Source organism: Pseudomonas sp. JE3303, from assembly GCF_056312565.1.
Window position 1 is genome coordinate 95703 of sequence record NZ_JBWGIF010000002.1, and the last position, 15317, is coordinate 111019.

At 63.5% G+C, this 15317-nt stretch carries 12 protein-coding genes; 6 read left to right on the forward strand and 6 right to left on the reverse strand.

The window, feature by feature from the left end:
- Positions 1 to 40: 40 nt before the first annotated feature.
- The 6 genes from groL (at position 41) to AC0ZZU_RS03905 (ending at position 5734) form a co-directional block, all read left to right on the forward strand.
- The gene (groL, locus tag AC0ZZU_RS03880; RefSeq protein ID WP_476339246.1) at positions 41 to 1693 is read left to right on the forward strand and encodes a chaperonin GroEL; all 1653 of its coding nucleotides are present in this window, start codon (positions 41 to 43) and stop codon (positions 1691 to 1693) included.
- A gap of 319 nt (positions 1694 to 2012) precedes the next feature.
- Positions 2013 to 2696, forward strand: a complete 684-nt coding sequence (gene colR, locus AC0ZZU_RS03885) for a two-component system response regulator ColR (protein ID WP_028689695.1) — start codon at positions 2013 to 2015, stop codon at positions 2694 to 2696.
- Positions 2686 to 4002, forward strand: a complete 1317-nt coding sequence (locus AC0ZZU_RS03890) for a sensor histidine kinase (protein WP_476339247.1) — start codon at positions 2686 to 2688, stop codon at positions 4000 to 4002. The genes colR and AC0ZZU_RS03890 overlap by 11 nt, the downstream gene beginning before the upstream one ends.
- A 119-nt stretch (positions 4003 to 4121) precedes the next feature.
- Positions 4122 to 4802 (forward strand): class I SAM-dependent methyltransferase, encoded by a 681-nt coding sequence (locus AC0ZZU_RS03895; RefSeq protein WP_476339248.1) that lies wholly within the window; start codon positions 4122 to 4124, stop codon positions 4800 to 4802.
- Positions 4803 to 4808: 6 nt separating this feature from the next.
- Positions 4809 to 5510: a lipopolysaccharide kinase InaA family protein gene (locus AC0ZZU_RS03900; RefSeq protein ID WP_476339249.1), complete on the forward strand. Its 702-nt coding sequence runs from the start codon at positions 4809 to 4811 to the stop codon at positions 5508 to 5510.
- Complete coding sequence (locus AC0ZZU_RS03905; RefSeq protein ID WP_158459987.1) at positions 5507 to 5734, forward strand: hypothetical protein; 228 nt, start codon at positions 5507 to 5509, stop codon at positions 5732 to 5734. The genes AC0ZZU_RS03900 and AC0ZZU_RS03905 overlap by 4 nt, the downstream gene beginning before the upstream one ends.
- 7 nt (positions 5735 to 5741) lie before the next feature.
- On the opposite strand, the gene AC0ZZU_RS03910 is transcribed toward AC0ZZU_RS03905, so the two are convergent.
- The 6 genes from AC0ZZU_RS03910 to AC0ZZU_RS03935 all read right to left on the reverse strand — a co-directional run bounded on the left by AC0ZZU_RS03910 (position 5742) and on the right by AC0ZZU_RS03935 (position 15190).
- On the reverse strand, positions 5742 to 8774 hold the full coding sequence (locus AC0ZZU_RS03910) for a multidrug efflux RND transporter permease subunit (RefSeq protein WP_476339250.1): 3033 nt from the start codon (positions 8772 to 8774) through the stop codon (positions 5742 to 5744).
- 14 nt (positions 8775 to 8788) lie between these two features.
- The gene (locus AC0ZZU_RS03915) at positions 8789 to 9940 is read right to left on the reverse strand and encodes an efflux RND transporter periplasmic adaptor subunit (RefSeq protein WP_476339251.1); all 1152 of its coding nucleotides are present in this window, start codon (positions 9938 to 9940) and stop codon (positions 8789 to 8791) included.
- A 129-nt stretch (positions 9941 to 10069) separates the two neighbouring features.
- Positions 10070 to 11167, reverse strand: coding sequence for a DUF1513 domain-containing protein (locus AC0ZZU_RS03920; protein ID WP_476339252.1), 1098 nt, complete (start codon positions 11165 to 11167; stop codon positions 10070 to 10072).
- 1 nt (position 11168) lies between these two features.
- Positions 11169 to 12233, reverse strand: coding sequence for an imelysin family protein (locus AC0ZZU_RS03925; protein WP_476339253.1), 1065 nt, complete (start codon positions 12231 to 12233; stop codon positions 11169 to 11171).
- Between the two features lie 19 nt (positions 12234 to 12252).
- Entirely contained in the window at positions 12253 to 13674 is a 1422-nt protein-coding gene (locus AC0ZZU_RS03930) for a di-heme oxidoreductase family protein (protein ID WP_476339254.1), read from the reverse strand.
- Positions 13675 to 13849: 175 nt separating this feature from the next.
- Positions 13850 to 15190 carry an imelysin family protein gene (locus tag AC0ZZU_RS03935; RefSeq protein WP_476339255.1) on the reverse strand — a complete coding sequence of 447 codons (1341 nt, stop codon included), beginning with the start codon at positions 15188 to 15190 and terminating at the stop codon, positions 13850 to 13852.
- Between the last annotated feature and the right edge of the window lie 127 nt (positions 15191 to 15317).

Consider the following 15317-nt stretch of genomic DNA (forward strand, 5'->3'; position numbering starts at 1 on the left):
CCGGTTTCCCGTTACTTCAAGTATTAAGGATTAAACGATCATGGCTGCTAAAGACGTAAAATTCGGCGACTCCGCCCGTAAGAAAATGCTCGTTGGTGTCAACGTCCTGGCTGACGCTGTAAAAGCGACCCTGGGCCCGAAAGGCCGTAACGTTGTTCTGGCCAAGAGCTTCGGCGCGCCGACCATCACCAAGGACGGCGTTTCCGTCGCCAAGGAAATCGAGCTGAAGTGCGCCTTCGAGAACATGGGCGCCCAGCTGGTCAAGGAAGTTGCTTCCAAGGCCAACGATGCTGCCGGTGACGGCACCACCACCGCGACCGTCCTGGCCCAGGCCATCGTCAACGAAGGCCTGAAAGCCGTCGCTGCCGGCATGAACCCGATGGACCTCAAGCGCGGCATCGACAAGGCTACCCAGGCCGTCGTCGCCGAGCTGAAGAACCTGTCCAAGCCATGCGCCGATTCGAAGGCCATTGCCCAGGTAGGCACCATCTCCGCCAACTCCGACAACTCCATCGGCGACATCATTGCCGAAGCCATGGAAAAAGTCGGCAAGGAAGGCGTGATCACCGTTGAAGAAGGCTCGGGCCTGGAAAACGAACTGTCCGTCGTCGAAGGCATGCAGTTCGACCGTGGTTACCTGTCCCCGTACTTCGTCAACAAGCCGGACACCATGGTTGCCGAGCTGGAAGGCCCGCTGCTGCTGCTGGTCGACAAGAAGATCTCGAATATCCGCGAACTGCTGCCAGTCCTGGAAGCCGTTGCCAAGGCCGGCCGTCCGCTGCTGATCGTTGCCGAAGACGTCGAAGGCGAAGCCCTGGCGACTCTGGTAGTCAACAACATGCGTGGCATCGTCAAGGTTGCCGCGGTCAAGGCACCAGGCTTCGGCGACCGCCGCAAGGCCATGCTGCAGGACATCGCTGTCCTGACCGGCGGTACCGTGATTTCCGAAGAAATCGGCCTGAGCCTGGAGTCCGCTACCCTGGAGCACCTGGGTAACGCCAAGCGTGTGACCCTGTCCAAGGAAAACACCACCATCATCGACGGCGCTGGCGCCGAGTCCGACATCGAAGCACGCGTCAAGCAGATCCGTGCCCAGATCGAAGAGACTTCCTCGGACTACGACCGTGAGAAGCTGCAAGAGCGTCTGGCCAAGCTGGCCGGCGGTGTTGCCGTGATCAAGGTCGGTGCTGGCACCGAAGTCGAGATGAAAGAGAAGAAAGCCCGCGTTGAAGACGCCCTGCACGCTACCCGTGCAGCCGTCGAAGAAGGCGTGGTACCTGGCGGTGGCGTCGCACTGGTTCGCGCACTGCTGGCCATTGTCGACCTGAAGGGCGACAACGAAGAGCAGAACGTCGGTATCGCGATCCTGCGCCGTGCTGTCGAAGCCCCGCTTCGCCAGATCACGGCCAACGCCGGCGACGAGCCAAGCGTTGTTGCTGACAAGGTCAAGCAAGGTTCCGGCAACTTCGGTTACAACGCTGCTACCGGCGAGTACGGCGACATGATCGAAATGGGCATCCTGGACCCGGCCAAGGTTACCCGTTCGGCGCTGCAGGCTGCTGCCTCGATCGGCGGTCTGATGATCACCACCGAAGCCATGATCGCTGACGCTCCAGTAGAAGCTTCTGCTGGCGGCGGCATGCCGGACATGGGCGGCATGGGCGGTATGGGTGGCATGGGCGGCATGATGTAATTCGGCCCCCCATCTGCTAAAAGAGCCCCGCCTAGTGCGGGGCTTTTTCATGGGACGCTTGCAGCCCTCCTGCAACCCTGTGCCATGCACCAAGGCTGACAACCCAGATCCAACAGGCCATGGCACGTTGCAACAAATGTAGGAGCGGCCTTGTGTCGCGATGCGCCGCGCGGGCGGCACTCGATTTGCGCGGCGCTGCAAAAACCAAGCGCACACTCGCGGCGCTGCAAAAACCAGGCGCACACTCGCAGCGCTGCATAACCCGAGACAAGCCCATCGGATACCCTTAAGCTGCGACCTGCCGCACAGGAGACCTTTGATGCGAATTCTACTGGTTGAAGACAACCGCGATATCCTGGCCAACCTGGCCGATTACCTGGGCATGAAAGGCTATACGGTCGACTGCGCCCAGGATGGACTGTCAGGCCTGCACCTGGCCGCCACCGAACACTACGACCTGATCGTGCTCGACATCATGCTGCCTGGTATCGACGGCTACACCCTGTGCAAGCGCCTGCGCGAAGACGCACGGCGCGACACGCCGGTAATCATGCTCACCGCCCGCGACCAGCTGGACGATCGCCTGCAAGGCTTCCGCTCCGGTGCCGATGACTACCTGCTCAAGCCCTTCGCGCTCTCGGAGCTCGCCGCGCGTATCGAGGCCGTGCTGCGCAGGGCCCAGGGAGGAGGACGGCGCACCCTGCAGGTGGCCGACCTGAGCTACGACCTCGACACCCTCGAAGTCACTCGCCAGGGCCGCCTGCTCAAGCTCAACCCGGTCGGCCTCAAGCTGCTGGCCGTGCTGATGCAGAAGAGCCCGCACGTCCTGCGCCGCGAGGTGCTGGAAGAAGCGCTGTGGGGCGATGACTGCCCCGACAGCGACAGCCTGCGCAGCCATGTGCACCAGTTGCGCCAGGTGATCGACAAGCCATTCGACAAACCGTTGCTGCATACCGTGCATGGCGTCGGCTATCGCCTTGCCGAGGGGCGTGATGGAGTTTAAGCAAAGCCTTGCCCAGCGCATCATCATCGCCTTTGCGCTGATGAGCGCACTGGTCGCCGGGGCATTCGCCTTCGGCATCGTGGCGACAGTCCACCTGGTCGAGGAACGGTTGATTTCCACCGTGCTGGGCGGTGACCTGCAACGCCTGCTGCGCATGGACAGCGTCAGCGACTGGAGCCACCGGCCACGCCCGGACCAGCTGTTCTACTTCAGCGGCGGCCAGGACGACTTCGCCTTGCCCAATGACCTGCGTCACCTGAAGGCCGGCTTCCATGAGGTATTCCGCGAGCAGCTGTCGTACCACGCGATGGTCGAGGTAGTGGACGGACGGCATTATGTGCTGCTGCAGGACCAGAGCGATTTCGAAGAGCGTGAGCGGTTGCTCTTCGCCGTGGTGGTCGTGGGCTTCGTGCTCAGCCTCGCCCTGGCGACCTTCCTTGGCTGGTTGCTGGCGCGCCGGGTGATGGCGCCGGTGATCCGCCTGGCCCGCCAGGTGCGCCACCGTGACCAGTTGCTCGGGCTGGCGCCGCCGCTCGCCCCGGACTATGCCGCGGACGAGGTCGGCCAGCTGGCCGCGGCCTTCGACGACACCCTGGGCCGGCTGCGCGACGCGCTTACCCGCGAGCGGCTGTTCACCAGTGACGTGAGCCATGAGCTGCGCACGCCATTGATGGTGCTGGCGACCTCCTGCGAGCTGCTGACCGAGAACCAGGCCCTGGATAACCGCGCACGCAGCCAGGTCGAGCGGATCGCCCGCGCCACCGAAGAAATGCGCGAACTGGTCAAGACTTTCCTGATGCTCGCCCGGGCCCAGCGCGACGAAGGCGCCGTGGCCTCGCGCGCGCCGTTGCGCGAGGTGGCGGACGACCTTATCGGTGTGTGGCGCGACACGATCGAGCAGAAAGGCCTGACGCTTTACTACGACGGCAGGGTGAGTGCCAGCCCGGCACTGTATAACGCCACCTTCCTGCAGTCGGTGATGGGCAACCTGCTGCGCAACGCTGCGCACTACACCGACCACGGCTATATCCGCCTGAGCCTGGAAGCCTACGGCTTCAGTGTCGAGGACAGCGGCGTGGGGATCCCGGAGGAGCAGCGCGAGGAGATGTTCAAGCCGTTCGTGCGGGGCGATGAGCGTCGCGGCGAAGGGCTGGGCCTGGGCCTGTCGCTGGTCCAGCGGATCTGCGATGACCAGGGCTGGCGCGTGACCCTGACGGCCACGCTGCCCCATGGCTGCCGGTTCCAGGTCGACCTCACCCAGGGGCCAGCGCACCTCACGGAAGATCAGCACCACCTGTCACAATGATGGCGCCTGGTAATCTTTTGTAATTATCTACTTTGCCTTGTGACAGATTTTTCACAAACGCATGACCTGATTCTCACGCATGCCTTTCTAAGGTGTGCGCCTTGAGTCAGGAGATGCCCATGCGTAGCCCCATCAAACTAGAATTTTCCGAGAAATACGACAAGGAACATGCCAAGGAGTACTTCCTCAAGCATCAGGATGGACTGGCACGTAGGCTTTCGCACCAGCGTGACGAGCAGATGGCTCGCCGCGCCCTGGCCCTCGCGGGTGAACCGGGTCTGGTGCTGGACCTGCCGTGCGGAGCAGGGCGTTTCTGGCCGTTGCTGGCGGAAAAGCAGAATCGGGTGATCATCGGCGCTGACAACTCCGCCGACATGCTCGAGACCGCCTGCGCCTCCCAGCCGCCTGAGATCGTCGAACGGGTACGGCCTTTGCAGACATCAGCCTTTGCAATTGATCTGCCGGACAATGCGGTCGACAGCATCTTTTGCATGCGGCTGTTCCACCACATTGGCGATCCAGCCCACAGAAAGACAATTCTTGAGGAGTTTCAAAGGGTTAGCCGTGATAGCGTGATCCTTTCGCTGTGGGTGGATGGCAATTTCAAGGCTTGGCGGCGCAAGAAGCTGGAACGGCGCCGTAGCGCCCGGGCCCAGCAAGACAACTTCCAGAACCGGTTTGTGTTACCAGCCGCCACGGTCGAAGAAGAATTTGTCGCGGCCGGCTTCCGGATCCAGGAACGTCTGGACTTTCTGCCGTTCTATGCCATGTGGCGGGTATATCTATTGCGCAAGGGGTAGCAGTACATGGCGGTAGCCCAGAGACAGGGTTCGGATTTCGACTTCTACTGGCAACAGCAAGGGGAGTGGGTCGAGGAACCCAACCAGCGCCGCGGCGGCGAGAGCGGCGTGCAGCGTCTGTGCGATGAATCGGGGCGGACGCTCTATGCAAAGCGCCAGATTGGTCACATCTATCGCAGTTTTCTTCATCCGTTCGGACGGCCTACGGTACTGCGCGAGCTCGACGCACTCAACAGCTTCGAGCAGCTCGGTGTGCGCGTGCCGCGGATCGTCTATTGCGGCGTCGAGCGTGATGCCGAGAACCGGTGGCGGGCGCTGCTGGTAAGCGAGGCGCTGGACGGCTTCGTGGATATCGACAGCTGGCACCAGGACGGCGCCCGCGAGCGCTACGGCCAGGCGCTCCACGACCGGGTGCTCGAGGACCTGGCGGCCAACCTGGCGCGCATGCACCGGGGCCACTGGCAACATGGCTGCCTCTACGGCAAGCATGTGTTCGTCAAGGTGATCGGCGAGGGCGCGGAGGCTACGGCCGAGGTGGCACTGCTCGACCTGGAGAAATGCCGGCGGCGCATCAGCTGCCACCGCGCGGCCTACAACGACCTGCGACAGTTGCGTCGCCATTCGTCACTCAATGATGGCGAATGGCGAAAGCTGCTCTACTTTTACCAGATGGCGTTTGGCAGCGCTGTCAAAGGGTTAGAGCAATGAAATTACAAATAGCACGAGGTCTGTTTCTCCTGTGTGCCCTGGCGGTCTGCACTGCAGCGGCCGCAGCGTGGGAGCAACCTCGCACGGTTGTGTTCAGCAAGGCCGAGGACGGCCGGCAATGCGCATTGCCGCGCGTGGCCAGGCAGCAGGTGGCTGCACAGCCGGATCATGACCTGCTGCTGTTCCTGTTCGGCATGCGCCAAGGCCTGCGCTCGCAGGGCTGATGGCAAGCTACCTGGCATCCGGGTGTCTACCGGAAACCAGCGTATAGACGCAAGGCAACACGAACAGCGTGAACAGTGTGCCGATCGACATCCCGGTGGCAATCACCACCCCGATGTCGAACCGGCTCTGCGCCCCGGCCCCCGTGGCCACTATCAACGGCACCATGCCGAATACCATCGCTGCCGTGGTCATCAGCACCGGGCGCAGACGGATCGCAGCCGCTTGCTCCATGGCTTCCCGGGCATTGAGTCCCTTCTGTACACGTAACTGATTGGCGAATTCGACGATCAGGATTCCGTGCTTGCTGATCAACCCGATCAACGTCACCAGGCCTACCTGGGTGTAGATGTTCATGGTCGAAATACCCAGAAACAGCGGTAGCAATGCGCCGCAGATCGACAAGGGCACGGTCACCAGGATCACCAGTGGGTCGCGGAAACTCTCGAACTGGGCGGCCAGCACCAGGAAGATGATCGCCAGCGCCAAGCCAAAGGTGAGCCACAGCGCGCTGCCTTCCTGCACGAACTGGCGTGCCGCCCCTGCATGATCGAACGAGAAGCCCTGCGGGGCTTCTTCGCGCGCGATGGCATCCACCGTCTCCAGTGCATCCCCCATGCTCACCATTGGTACGCCCTGGATGATCGCCGAGTTCAGCTGCTGGAACTGGTTGAGCTGGCGCGGCCTTGCCCGGTCGCTGAGGGTGATCAGCGTCGACAGCGGCAGCAACTGGCCTTGGTCGTTCTTCACGTAATAGTTGTTCAGCCAGCCTGGATTGGCCCGATAGGGCCGCTCGACCTGGGCAATGACCTTGTAGCTGCGCCCTTCGAGGGTAAAGCGGTTGATTTCCGCCTCGCCCAGCAGGGTCGCCAGCGTGCCGCCGAGTACGTCCATCGACACCCCCATCTGAGCTGCCTTGGCCCGGTCGATGTCCACCACCACCTCCGGCTTGTCGAAGGCCAGGTCAATGTCGAGAAAGGCGAACTTGCCCGACTCCAGCGTGCGGTCCTTGATGCGCTGCGCCACTTCCAGCAGCGCCGGATAATCCCCCGCCGTGTTGATCACGAACTGGAAGGGCAGGCCTTCGCCGGTGCCGGGCAGCGAGGGCAGGTTGAAGCCGAAGACCTGCAAGCCGCCAATCTCTTCAAGCTTGGCCTGCACTGCGGGCAGCAGCTCCATCTGCGTGCGGTCGCGCTCGTTCCAGGGCTTGAGCAGAAAACCGCCGATGCCCGACTGCACGCCATTGAAACCGTTGATCTGGAAAGACGAGTAATACTCGGGAAAGGTCCTGAAGATGTCCGTGAATTCGTTGGTGTAGGCGTTGAGGTAATCCAGGTTGGTCGGCTGCGGCGAGCTGCTCATCATGAAGATCACTCCCTGGTCCTCGTCAGGCGCCAGTTCGTTCTGGGTAAACACCAGCAACACGGGAATCACGCCCAGCACGATCACCGCGAACACCAGCACCACCGGGCGGCTGTTCAACGTGCCGTGCAACAGTTGCTGATAGCGCTGCTTGAGCCGCTCGAACAGGGTGTCGAGGCGGTGGGCGAAGCCACTGGGGTTCTGCTCGTGGCGCAGCAGCAGCGCGCACATCATCGGGGACAGGGTGAGGGCGACGATGCCCGAGATGATCACCGCGCCCGCCAGGGTCAGGGCGAACTCCTTGAACAGCGCTCCGGTCAGCCCTTCCAGGAAACCGATGGGGGCGTAGACCGCGGCCAGGGTGATGGTCATCGACACCACGGGCATGGCGATTTCACGTGCGCCTTCCAGGGCGGCCTCGAGCGGCGTCTTGCCTTCCTCGATATGCCGGTGGATGTTCTCGACCACCACGATCGCATCGTCCACCACCAGGCCGATGGCCAGCACCATCGCCAGCAGCGTCAGCAGGTTCAGCGAGTAGCCCATCATCTGCATGAAGAACAGTACGCCGATCATCGACAGCGGGATCGTCACCACCGGGATCAGCACCGATCGCAACGCCCCCAGGAACAGGAAGACCACCACGATCACGATCAGCACCGCCTCGCCGAGTGTCTTGATCACTTCGTCGATCGAGGCCTGGATGAACAACGTGGCGTCGTAGGCGATCGAGACCTTGAGATTGCCCGGCAACTGGCTTTCCAGCTCAGGCATGATGCCGCGCACTTCCTTGATGACTTCGAGGGGGTTGGCCGCAGGCGTTGCCTTGATGCCGATATACACCGACGGGGTGCCGTCGAACGAGCTGACCGTGTCGTAGTTCTCGGCGCCCATCTGCACCCGCGCCACATCGCCCAGCAGCACGCGGCTGTCGCCGACGGTCTTGAGCGGCAGGGCCGCGAAGGCTTCCGCGGACTTGAGCTCGGTGCTGGCATTGATGCTGGTGACCACGTATTCACCCTTGATCTCGCCCGCCGCCGACAGGAAGTTGTACCGGCGCACCGCGTCGGTCACATCGAGGGCGCTCAGGCCATGGCCGGCCAGCCTCACCGGGTCGATCCAGATGCGCATGGCGAACACCTGGTTGCCGAGGATCTCGGCCTCGGCCATGCCGGGGAGGGTGGCGAGCTTGGGCTGGATCACCCGTGACAGGTAATCGGTGATCTGCGGGTTGCTCATCTCGGTGCTGTAGAAGCTGAGGTACATCAATGCCGACGCATCGGCGGCTTCCTTGCTCAGCACCGGGTCTTCGGAATTCTGCGGCAGCTGGTTGCGCACCTCGTTGGCCTTGGCCAGCAGTTCGGTGAACAGGCGGTCACTGTCGGCGCCGATGCGTGCATAGATGGAGATGATCGAGAAGTTCTGCCGGCTGACCGAGGTCATGTAGTCGATGCCTTCGGCGCTGGCCAAGCTTTGCTGCAGCGGCTGCGTGATGTAGCCCTGGATGGTCTCGGCGTTGGCGCCGGGGTAGGCGGTGGTAACCGTGATCAGGGCGTTTTCCATTTGCGGGTATTGGCGGATCTGCAGCTTGCTCCAGGCCTGGAAGCCCAGCAGGACGATGAGCAGGCTGACGACGGTTGCCAGCACCGGGCGACGGATGAAGGGATCGGTAAAGGCCATGGGCGTCTCCGGGCTCAGTCGTTGCGCTGCGTGCTGTTGGCGTCGGTTTGCTGAGTCTTGTCGGGGGTGATGCGGATCGAGGCGCCCTGGGTGAGCTTCAACTGGCCGGCGATGACCACCTGCTCACCCGCCTTGAGACCCTTGTGGATGACCACCAGGCCATCTCGGCGCTCACCGGTTTCGACAGTGCGGCGATCGGCCACCAGCGGCGGCTGGCTTTCGCCATCCTGTTGCGCCTGGCCATCCTCCGCCTGCTTGCGGGTCACCACGTACACCGAGTTGCCATAGAGGGTGTAGGTGATCGCGCTTTCGGGCACCACCACCTGGGGCTGCGGGTCGGGCAGCAGTACCTGCAGGTTGGCGAACATGCCTGGCAGCAGCTTGCCCTCCGGGTTGGCCAGGGTCGCGCGGACCAGCAGGTTACGGGTGCTTTCCTCGACTTTCGGGTTGATCGCGCTGAGGGTGGCGGGGAAGTGCTGGCCGGGATAGGCCGCCACCCGGACCTGCACCTGCTGGCCCAGGCTCAGGCGGGGGAGGACCTGTTCGGCAACATTAAAGTCGACATACAGGCTGCTCACATCCTGCAGGGTGGCAATCACCGTGCCGCTGGCCAGATAGTCGCCGATGTCGACCTGGCGGATACCGATGGTGCCGCTGAACGGTGCGCGAATGCTCTTTTTCGCAAGGGAAGCCTTGAGCTGGTCGACCACCGCCTGGCTGCGCTGGAACTGTGCAAGCAGGCGGTCGTATTCGCCACGGGAGATGGCCTGGCTGCCGACCAACTGGCTGCCCCGGCCAAAGTCGACCTTTGCCAGGCCCAGGTCGGCCTGAGCGGTGCCCAGCAGCGCCGTCTGCTCGCCGCTGTCGAGTTCCAGCAGCAGCTGCCCGGCCTTGACGTGCTGCCCTGACTCGAAGTGCAGCGCCTTGACGGTACCGGCGGTCTCCAGGCTCAGCTCCACACCTTGGGAGGCCTTGAGGCTACCCACCGCAGGCAAGCGCTCCTGCCAGCTGCGCTCGACGGCAGGCGCGGCGGCGACACTGACCGGCGGCTTGGGGGCCGAGAACATCTGCACCTGCCGGTAGATGGAAAAGGCCTTGTAACCCCCCAGCATCAGCACGATCAGCAGAACGACAGCCAACATGATCAGCATGCGGCGGCGAAGCATAGTCCGGTTCCTTGGAAATCTGGTTATTGTTCTTCAGGCACGACTGCGGGCCATCCTGGCCCCGGTGCGGGTGGAGAGAGTATTGCTGGTTTTTTGGGAGATGGGGCCGGACCCGTCAATCGAGATGCATCAGACCAGATGCAAATGGTTATCCCAGAACCCGGAAGGCAACTCCAGCGGCTGGCCGGCCAGCTGCGCCTTGCGGCAATCATAGAACCTGCACCGACCCTGTCCCGAGGTGACCACGAACCCATCAGCCACCGCCCCGACCCCCGCACAATCGGGCATCGGCGCATCCAGGCGGACTTCGGCGCTGTCCAGGTCCCAGATGAACAGCCGGTTTGCCCGCGGCGCGGTCAACGCCACCAGGCGCAGCTCGCTGTGAACGGCGACGCTGGCGGTGTAGTTGGCCATGGACTGCAATTGCCGCTCCGGCACCGGGAAGGCCTGGAACGGCTGCCCGGGCCGCTTGATCGCGATCAGCTCGGCAGTCTCCTCGCCGCTACCCATGAACTGCTGGCCGGCCACGATGGTGCCGTCAGCGCCGATCGCCAGGTGGCGGACGCTGTTCATCTGCTGCCCGAGCACTTCCTTGCTGATCAAGGCGCCATCGCGCTGCATCAGCACCAGGCTCGGCTCCATGGCATCGAGGTTCATCTCCACGCGGCTTTCGGCCTCGGTGCGGATACCGCCGTTGGCCACCACGAGGGTTTCACCATCTGGCAGCCAGGACACCTGGTGCGGGCCGATGCCGTGAGTCGAAATCTCACCGGCGTAAGCCAGGCGCTCGCCTTCGAAGCGGTATACCCCCAGCACGCCACGCCCGGGATCGGTAGTGTCGTTCTCGGTGGTATACAGCCATTCGCCGTCCTTGTGGATCACCGCATGACCATAGAAATGCCGGTTCGGCTGGGAGGCGATGGTCTGCAGCAGGCGCCCGTCGCGCAAGTCGACCAGGTAGCTCTCGGTACCCGGACGACGTGCCACGAACAGCGCGATCGGCAGCGCGGGATGATTGACGATGTCGTGGCAGCGCTGACCCACCTCAGTGGCGAACACCTGGCTGCCATCCAGCCGGTAACCGACAGCATAGTGCTTGCCGTCACCGTCATCGCGCGCCGACAGCAGCAGCGGTTCGCTGCCCTTGCTGCGAAACAGGCTCCAGCCACCCAGGGTGAGGGCGCTGAGCAATACGCTACCGAGTTTGATCGCCTGGCGTCGCAGCATGTCAGTCACCGTCGTTGGCATTGAAGCCCAGCTGGATATTCAGCGCCTTGGCCAACTCGCCTTCGTGCAGGCGGTGGACCACGTTCAGGCTGTCGTAGATCTGGTTCAGGGTCTGCTTGCCCGCGTCGTCTGCCAGCAGCTCGCCCAGCGGTTTCTGGTTGTCGGCCAGCATCTTCAGCGAGGTGGCGTAGGCATCGTCGATCTTCTGCGCCAGGGCGTCCTGATCGCTGCCCAGCAGGCCGCGCAGGCCCTTGTTGTCGACCCCGACCCAGAGTGCCTGGGCGGCCTTGAGGCTGGCTTCGAGGCTCTTGATCGAGGCGTGGCTGCGCCAGGCTTCGGCCTGCAGAGGCTGGGCGATGCCCTTGCTCTGACGACCCATGGGCGCGCCCAGCTTTTTCTTCAGCGTATCGAGCGCGGTGACCTGTGCACGCAGCAGGTCGGCGATTGCCTCGTGGGAGTCAGCGTAGCGCTGGTTCGGGAACTTGGTCATCTGCGCGAGCATGCCGTCGGTGTTGTTCCAGCCCTTGAGAATCTCCTCGGCCAAGGCCTTCTGGTGATCACCGATGGCGACCAGCAGCGGGCAGTAGCGGGCCTTCTGCTCGGGCGTGGCAACGTCTGGCTTGCTGTCGAACAGGATGTACTCGTAGGCCGACAGGCCGCGTACCACGACACTGGATGTGCCCAGGGTCTCGCCGTCGATCGGCTTGTCGCCATTGACCAGTTGCTCTACCTGGCGACCGACCAAATTTTTCTTGTCTGGCCAGAACTGTACCTGCCAGGCGCGGTTGCCCTCGGCCAGCGGACCGACCAGCAGGGGTTGCAGCTCGGCCCAGGCCTTTTGCGCGGCCAGGAAATCGTTGCGCGCGGCATCCAGGCTCGTTTTGCCTTCGCAGAACGACAGGGCGCTGGCGGCGAGCTGGCGGTCGGCCTCGACCCAGCGGCTGTAGGTCGGCAGGATCACCTGCTTGGCGATGGCGGCGGAGGTCACGGCCTGGGGATCCTGCGGTGCACATGCACCGAGGGCGAGTGCGGCGAGGCTTGTGAACAACAGTTTGGGTCGGAACATGCCCGGCTCCTTGCGCTTTTCAAAGTGAGTTCAGGAAAGCCAGCAGCGCGGCGCGCTGCTCGGCATTGAAGGTCAAGACTTGCTGGCGCGCCGCCTCTGCCTCTCCGCCATGCCAGAGCACGGCCTCGAGCAGGTTGCGGGCGCGCCCGTCATGCAGAAACTGGGTGTGGCCACTGACCTTGCCGGTCAGGCCGATGCCCCAGAGGGGCGGGGTCCGCCAGTCCTGGCCACCGGCTGCGAACTCGCTGCGGTTGTCGGCCAGGCCCGGGCCCATGTCGTGCAGCAGCAGGTCACTGTAGGGACGAATGACCTGGCTCGCCAGCTCAGGCTCGGCTGCGTCGGCAGCCGTAGTGAATCGCGGGGTATGGCAGCCTTGGCAGCCGGCTTCGAAGAACAGGTTCTTGCCCGCGAGCACCTGCGGCGCGTCAACCCCACGGCGAGCGGGCACGCCCAGGTTGCGCGTGTAGAACGACACCAGGCGCAGGATGTTGTCGCTGACTTCCTTTTCGCCGTCAGCGCCATCGCCATTGGGCGCGGCCAGGCAGTCGAGCTGGGTGGGCATGCAATCATCGACCGGGCGCAAGGTAGTGGTCAGGCCCATGTCGCCTGAAAACGCATGCACGTTCTGCTGGTTGATGTTCGGCTGCCCGGCCTTCCAGCCGAAACGTCCCACTACGGTGGCGCCCTGAACGTCATCCCAGACACGGTTGGGCCGCCCGCGAATGCCATCGCCATTGCGGTCGTCCGGGTCGGCGTTGGCCAGTATCGCCCCCTCGGGAATGGCTTCGAGCAGGCCCAGGCCGATCATCGGCGGCGCGACCCGCGCTGAAAAACGCGTATCCGGGTGCATCGGCCCATAGCCGAGCTGGGTGATCTGCAGTTGCGGGCGACGCAGCTCGACCTGGGTGCCGTCCTTGAAGGAAACGGTGTGGTGGCTGTAGTCGATGCGCACCTTGCCTTCGGGCGCGATGCCGGGGATGGCCATGTCCTGTAACTGGGTGCCGTACACCGGTTCCGGGACTACGCCCAGCTGCTCGATGATCTTCACGTATTCGGGCCGGTCGGGAATCGACAGCCGCACCAGCATCGACACCGCATTGCGGGCACCAGGTCCGGGCGGATGGCCGCGACCGTCGCGTACGTGGCAGTTCTGGCAGGCGTTGGTGTTGAACAGCGGGCCGAGGCCATCGCGGGCGGTGGTGGTGGAGGGGGCGATCACCCACGGGCTGCGGAAAAAGCTGTTGCCCACGCTGAAATCCAGGCGCCGCTCGGGACTCAGGTTCGCCGAGGGCATGGAGAACGCGTTGCGGTCAGAACGTTGCACCGTCGCCTCGCCGCCCGACAGCGCCTCGCCCGGCTCGGCCTGGGTGAAACGCGGCGCGTCATCACAGGCGGCCAGGACAGCGGCCAGCAGCAAAGGGCTGAGACGGAGCAAGGACATCAAGAATCCTGGGCTAGAGCAAAAATCCGGCGTGCAAGCTTAGCAGGCTGACGGGATATGAATAAGAGGGATTTGCGTTTGCTGCATGAAACTTGCCGGATCCACACCTGCCACTCCCAAAAGACAGATGCAAAAAGGCGGCCCTTCGGCCGCCTCTTGTGCAACACGCTGTCAATCAGAACTCGTGATCAGCCGTATCCGGGCTCAGGTTGGAGATTCCCAACTTGCCTGCAGCCTGCTCGATCGCTCCGGTCTGCTTGACCAGGGAGGCGATGGCGTCCCGCACGATCTGGTTGCCAGCGGCATTGTCCGGAGCGATCAACTGGTCGTAGTGCTCACCCTTGAGGGCGTGGTCGACGATCACCTGGATCTTGGCTTCGGTAGCTTCAAGGTCGGCCTTGAGGGTGGTGTCGGCGGCAGGGTCTGCCTTGGCCACCAGCGAAGACAGGCTTGGGCCGGTCACCTTGGAACCATCGGGACGGGTGTATTCGCCCAGGTAGACGTTGCGGATGCCCTTGGCGTCGTAAAAGTGCGAGAAGTGGGTGTTGTCGCTGAAGCAGTCCTGCTCGTCTTCCGGCGAGTTGGCTTCCAGCGAGACTTTCATGCGCTCACCGGCCAGTTCACCCAGCGACAGGCTGCCCATGCCGAACAGCATCTTGCGCAGGCCATCGGTGGCAGGCTCTGCCTCGAGCTTGGCGCGGTAGTTGTCGGCAACGTTCGGCGCCCAGTTGGCGAGCATTTCCTCGAGGTCGCTGACCAGCAGGTCGGTCACCGCCTTGAGGTAGGCACGACGGCGGTCGTTGTGGCCACCGGTGGCGCCTTCGCCTTCGAGGTAGTCCGAAGCAGGGCGGTTGCCCGCGCCTGGGCCGGTGCCGTTGAGGTCCTGGCCCCACAGCAGGAACTCGATCGCGTGGTAGCCGGTGGCAACGTTGGCTTCGGAACCGCCCAGCTCGTTCAGGCTGGCGAGCTTCTCGGGAGTGATGTCCTTCACGTCGACCTTGTCTTCGCCGACCTGGATCTCAGTGTTGGCGATGATGTTGGCGCCGGCGGCCGGGTTGCCAAGCGCGTGCTCGTAGGTGGCGTCGACATAGTCGATCAAACCTTCGTCCAGCGGCCAGGCGTTAACCTGTCCTTCCCAGTCGTCGATGATGGTATTGCCGAAGCGGAAGGCCTCGGTCTGCAGGTACGGTACGCGAGAGTCGGCCCAGGCTTGCTTGGCGGCCTTCAGGGTGTCGTCGTTTGGCGTGGCGAGAAAGGCATCGATCGCGGTCTGCAGGGTCTTGGCAGTGCTCAGCGAATCGCTGTAGACAGCGTGGACCATCCCGGCGTAATGCTTGACCACGGCCTGTGCAGCGGCTTCATCGACGGCAGGGGCTGGCGCGGCGGCGGTAGTGCTGGCGGCAGCAGCAGGTGCCTGGGCTTGCGGGGCGGCAGCCTTGTCGTCCTTGTCGCCGCAACCGGCGAGGGAGATGGCGATGGCCAGCAGACTGGCGGAGGCCAGAGGCATACGAATCATTATTGGTTTCCTGCGTCGTGTGGTTGGACTGGTGTGCCGGGGCACGCGAAACCGCAACATGATGCGAAAGATTTGCATTTGGTGTAAAGGGGCGCGCACGGAAAACTTCAAATGCCCGCTCGTGGTG

Coding starts and splice junctions, on each gene's coding strand:
- groL (WP_476339246.1), top strand. CDS start 41: ATGGCTGCTAAAGACGTAAAATTCGGCGACTCCGCCCGTAAGAAAATG.
- colR (WP_028689695.1), top strand. CDS start 2,013: ATGCGAATTCTACTGGTTGAAGACAACCGCGATATCCTGGCCAACCTG.
- AC0ZZU_RS03890 (WP_476339247.1), top strand. CDS start 2,686: ATGGAGTTTAAGCAAAGCCTTGCCCAGCGCATCATCATCGCCTTTGCG.
- AC0ZZU_RS03895 (WP_476339248.1), top strand. CDS start 4,122: ATGCGTAGCCCCATCAAACTAGAATTTTCCGAGAAATACGACAAGGAA.
- AC0ZZU_RS03900 (WP_476339249.1), top strand. CDS start 4,809: ATGGCGGTAGCCCAGAGACAGGGTTCGGATTTCGACTTCTACTGGCAA.
- AC0ZZU_RS03905 (WP_158459987.1), top strand. CDS start 5,507: ATGAAATTACAAATAGCACGAGGTCTGTTTCTCCTGTGTGCCCTGGCG.
- AC0ZZU_RS03910 (WP_476339250.1), bottom strand. CDS start 8,774: ATGGCCTTTACCGATCCCTTCATCCGTCGCCCGGTGCTGGCAACCGTC.
- AC0ZZU_RS03915 (WP_476339251.1), bottom strand. CDS start 9,940: ATGCTTCGCCGCCGCATGCTGATCATGTTGGCTGTCGTTCTGCTGATC.
- AC0ZZU_RS03920 (WP_476339252.1), bottom strand. CDS start 11,167: ATGCTGCGACGCCAGGCGATCAAACTCGGTAGCGTATTGCTCAGCGCC.
- AC0ZZU_RS03925 (WP_476339253.1), bottom strand. CDS start 12,233: ATGTTCCGACCCAAACTGTTGTTCACAAGCCTCGCCGCACTCGCCCTC.
- AC0ZZU_RS03930 (WP_476339254.1), bottom strand. CDS start 13,674: ATGTCCTTGCTCCGTCTCAGCCCTTTGCTGCTGGCCGCTGTCCTGGCC.
- AC0ZZU_RS03935 (WP_476339255.1), bottom strand. CDS start 15,190: ATGATTCGTATGCCTCTGGCCTCCGCCAGTCTGCTGGCCATCGCCATC.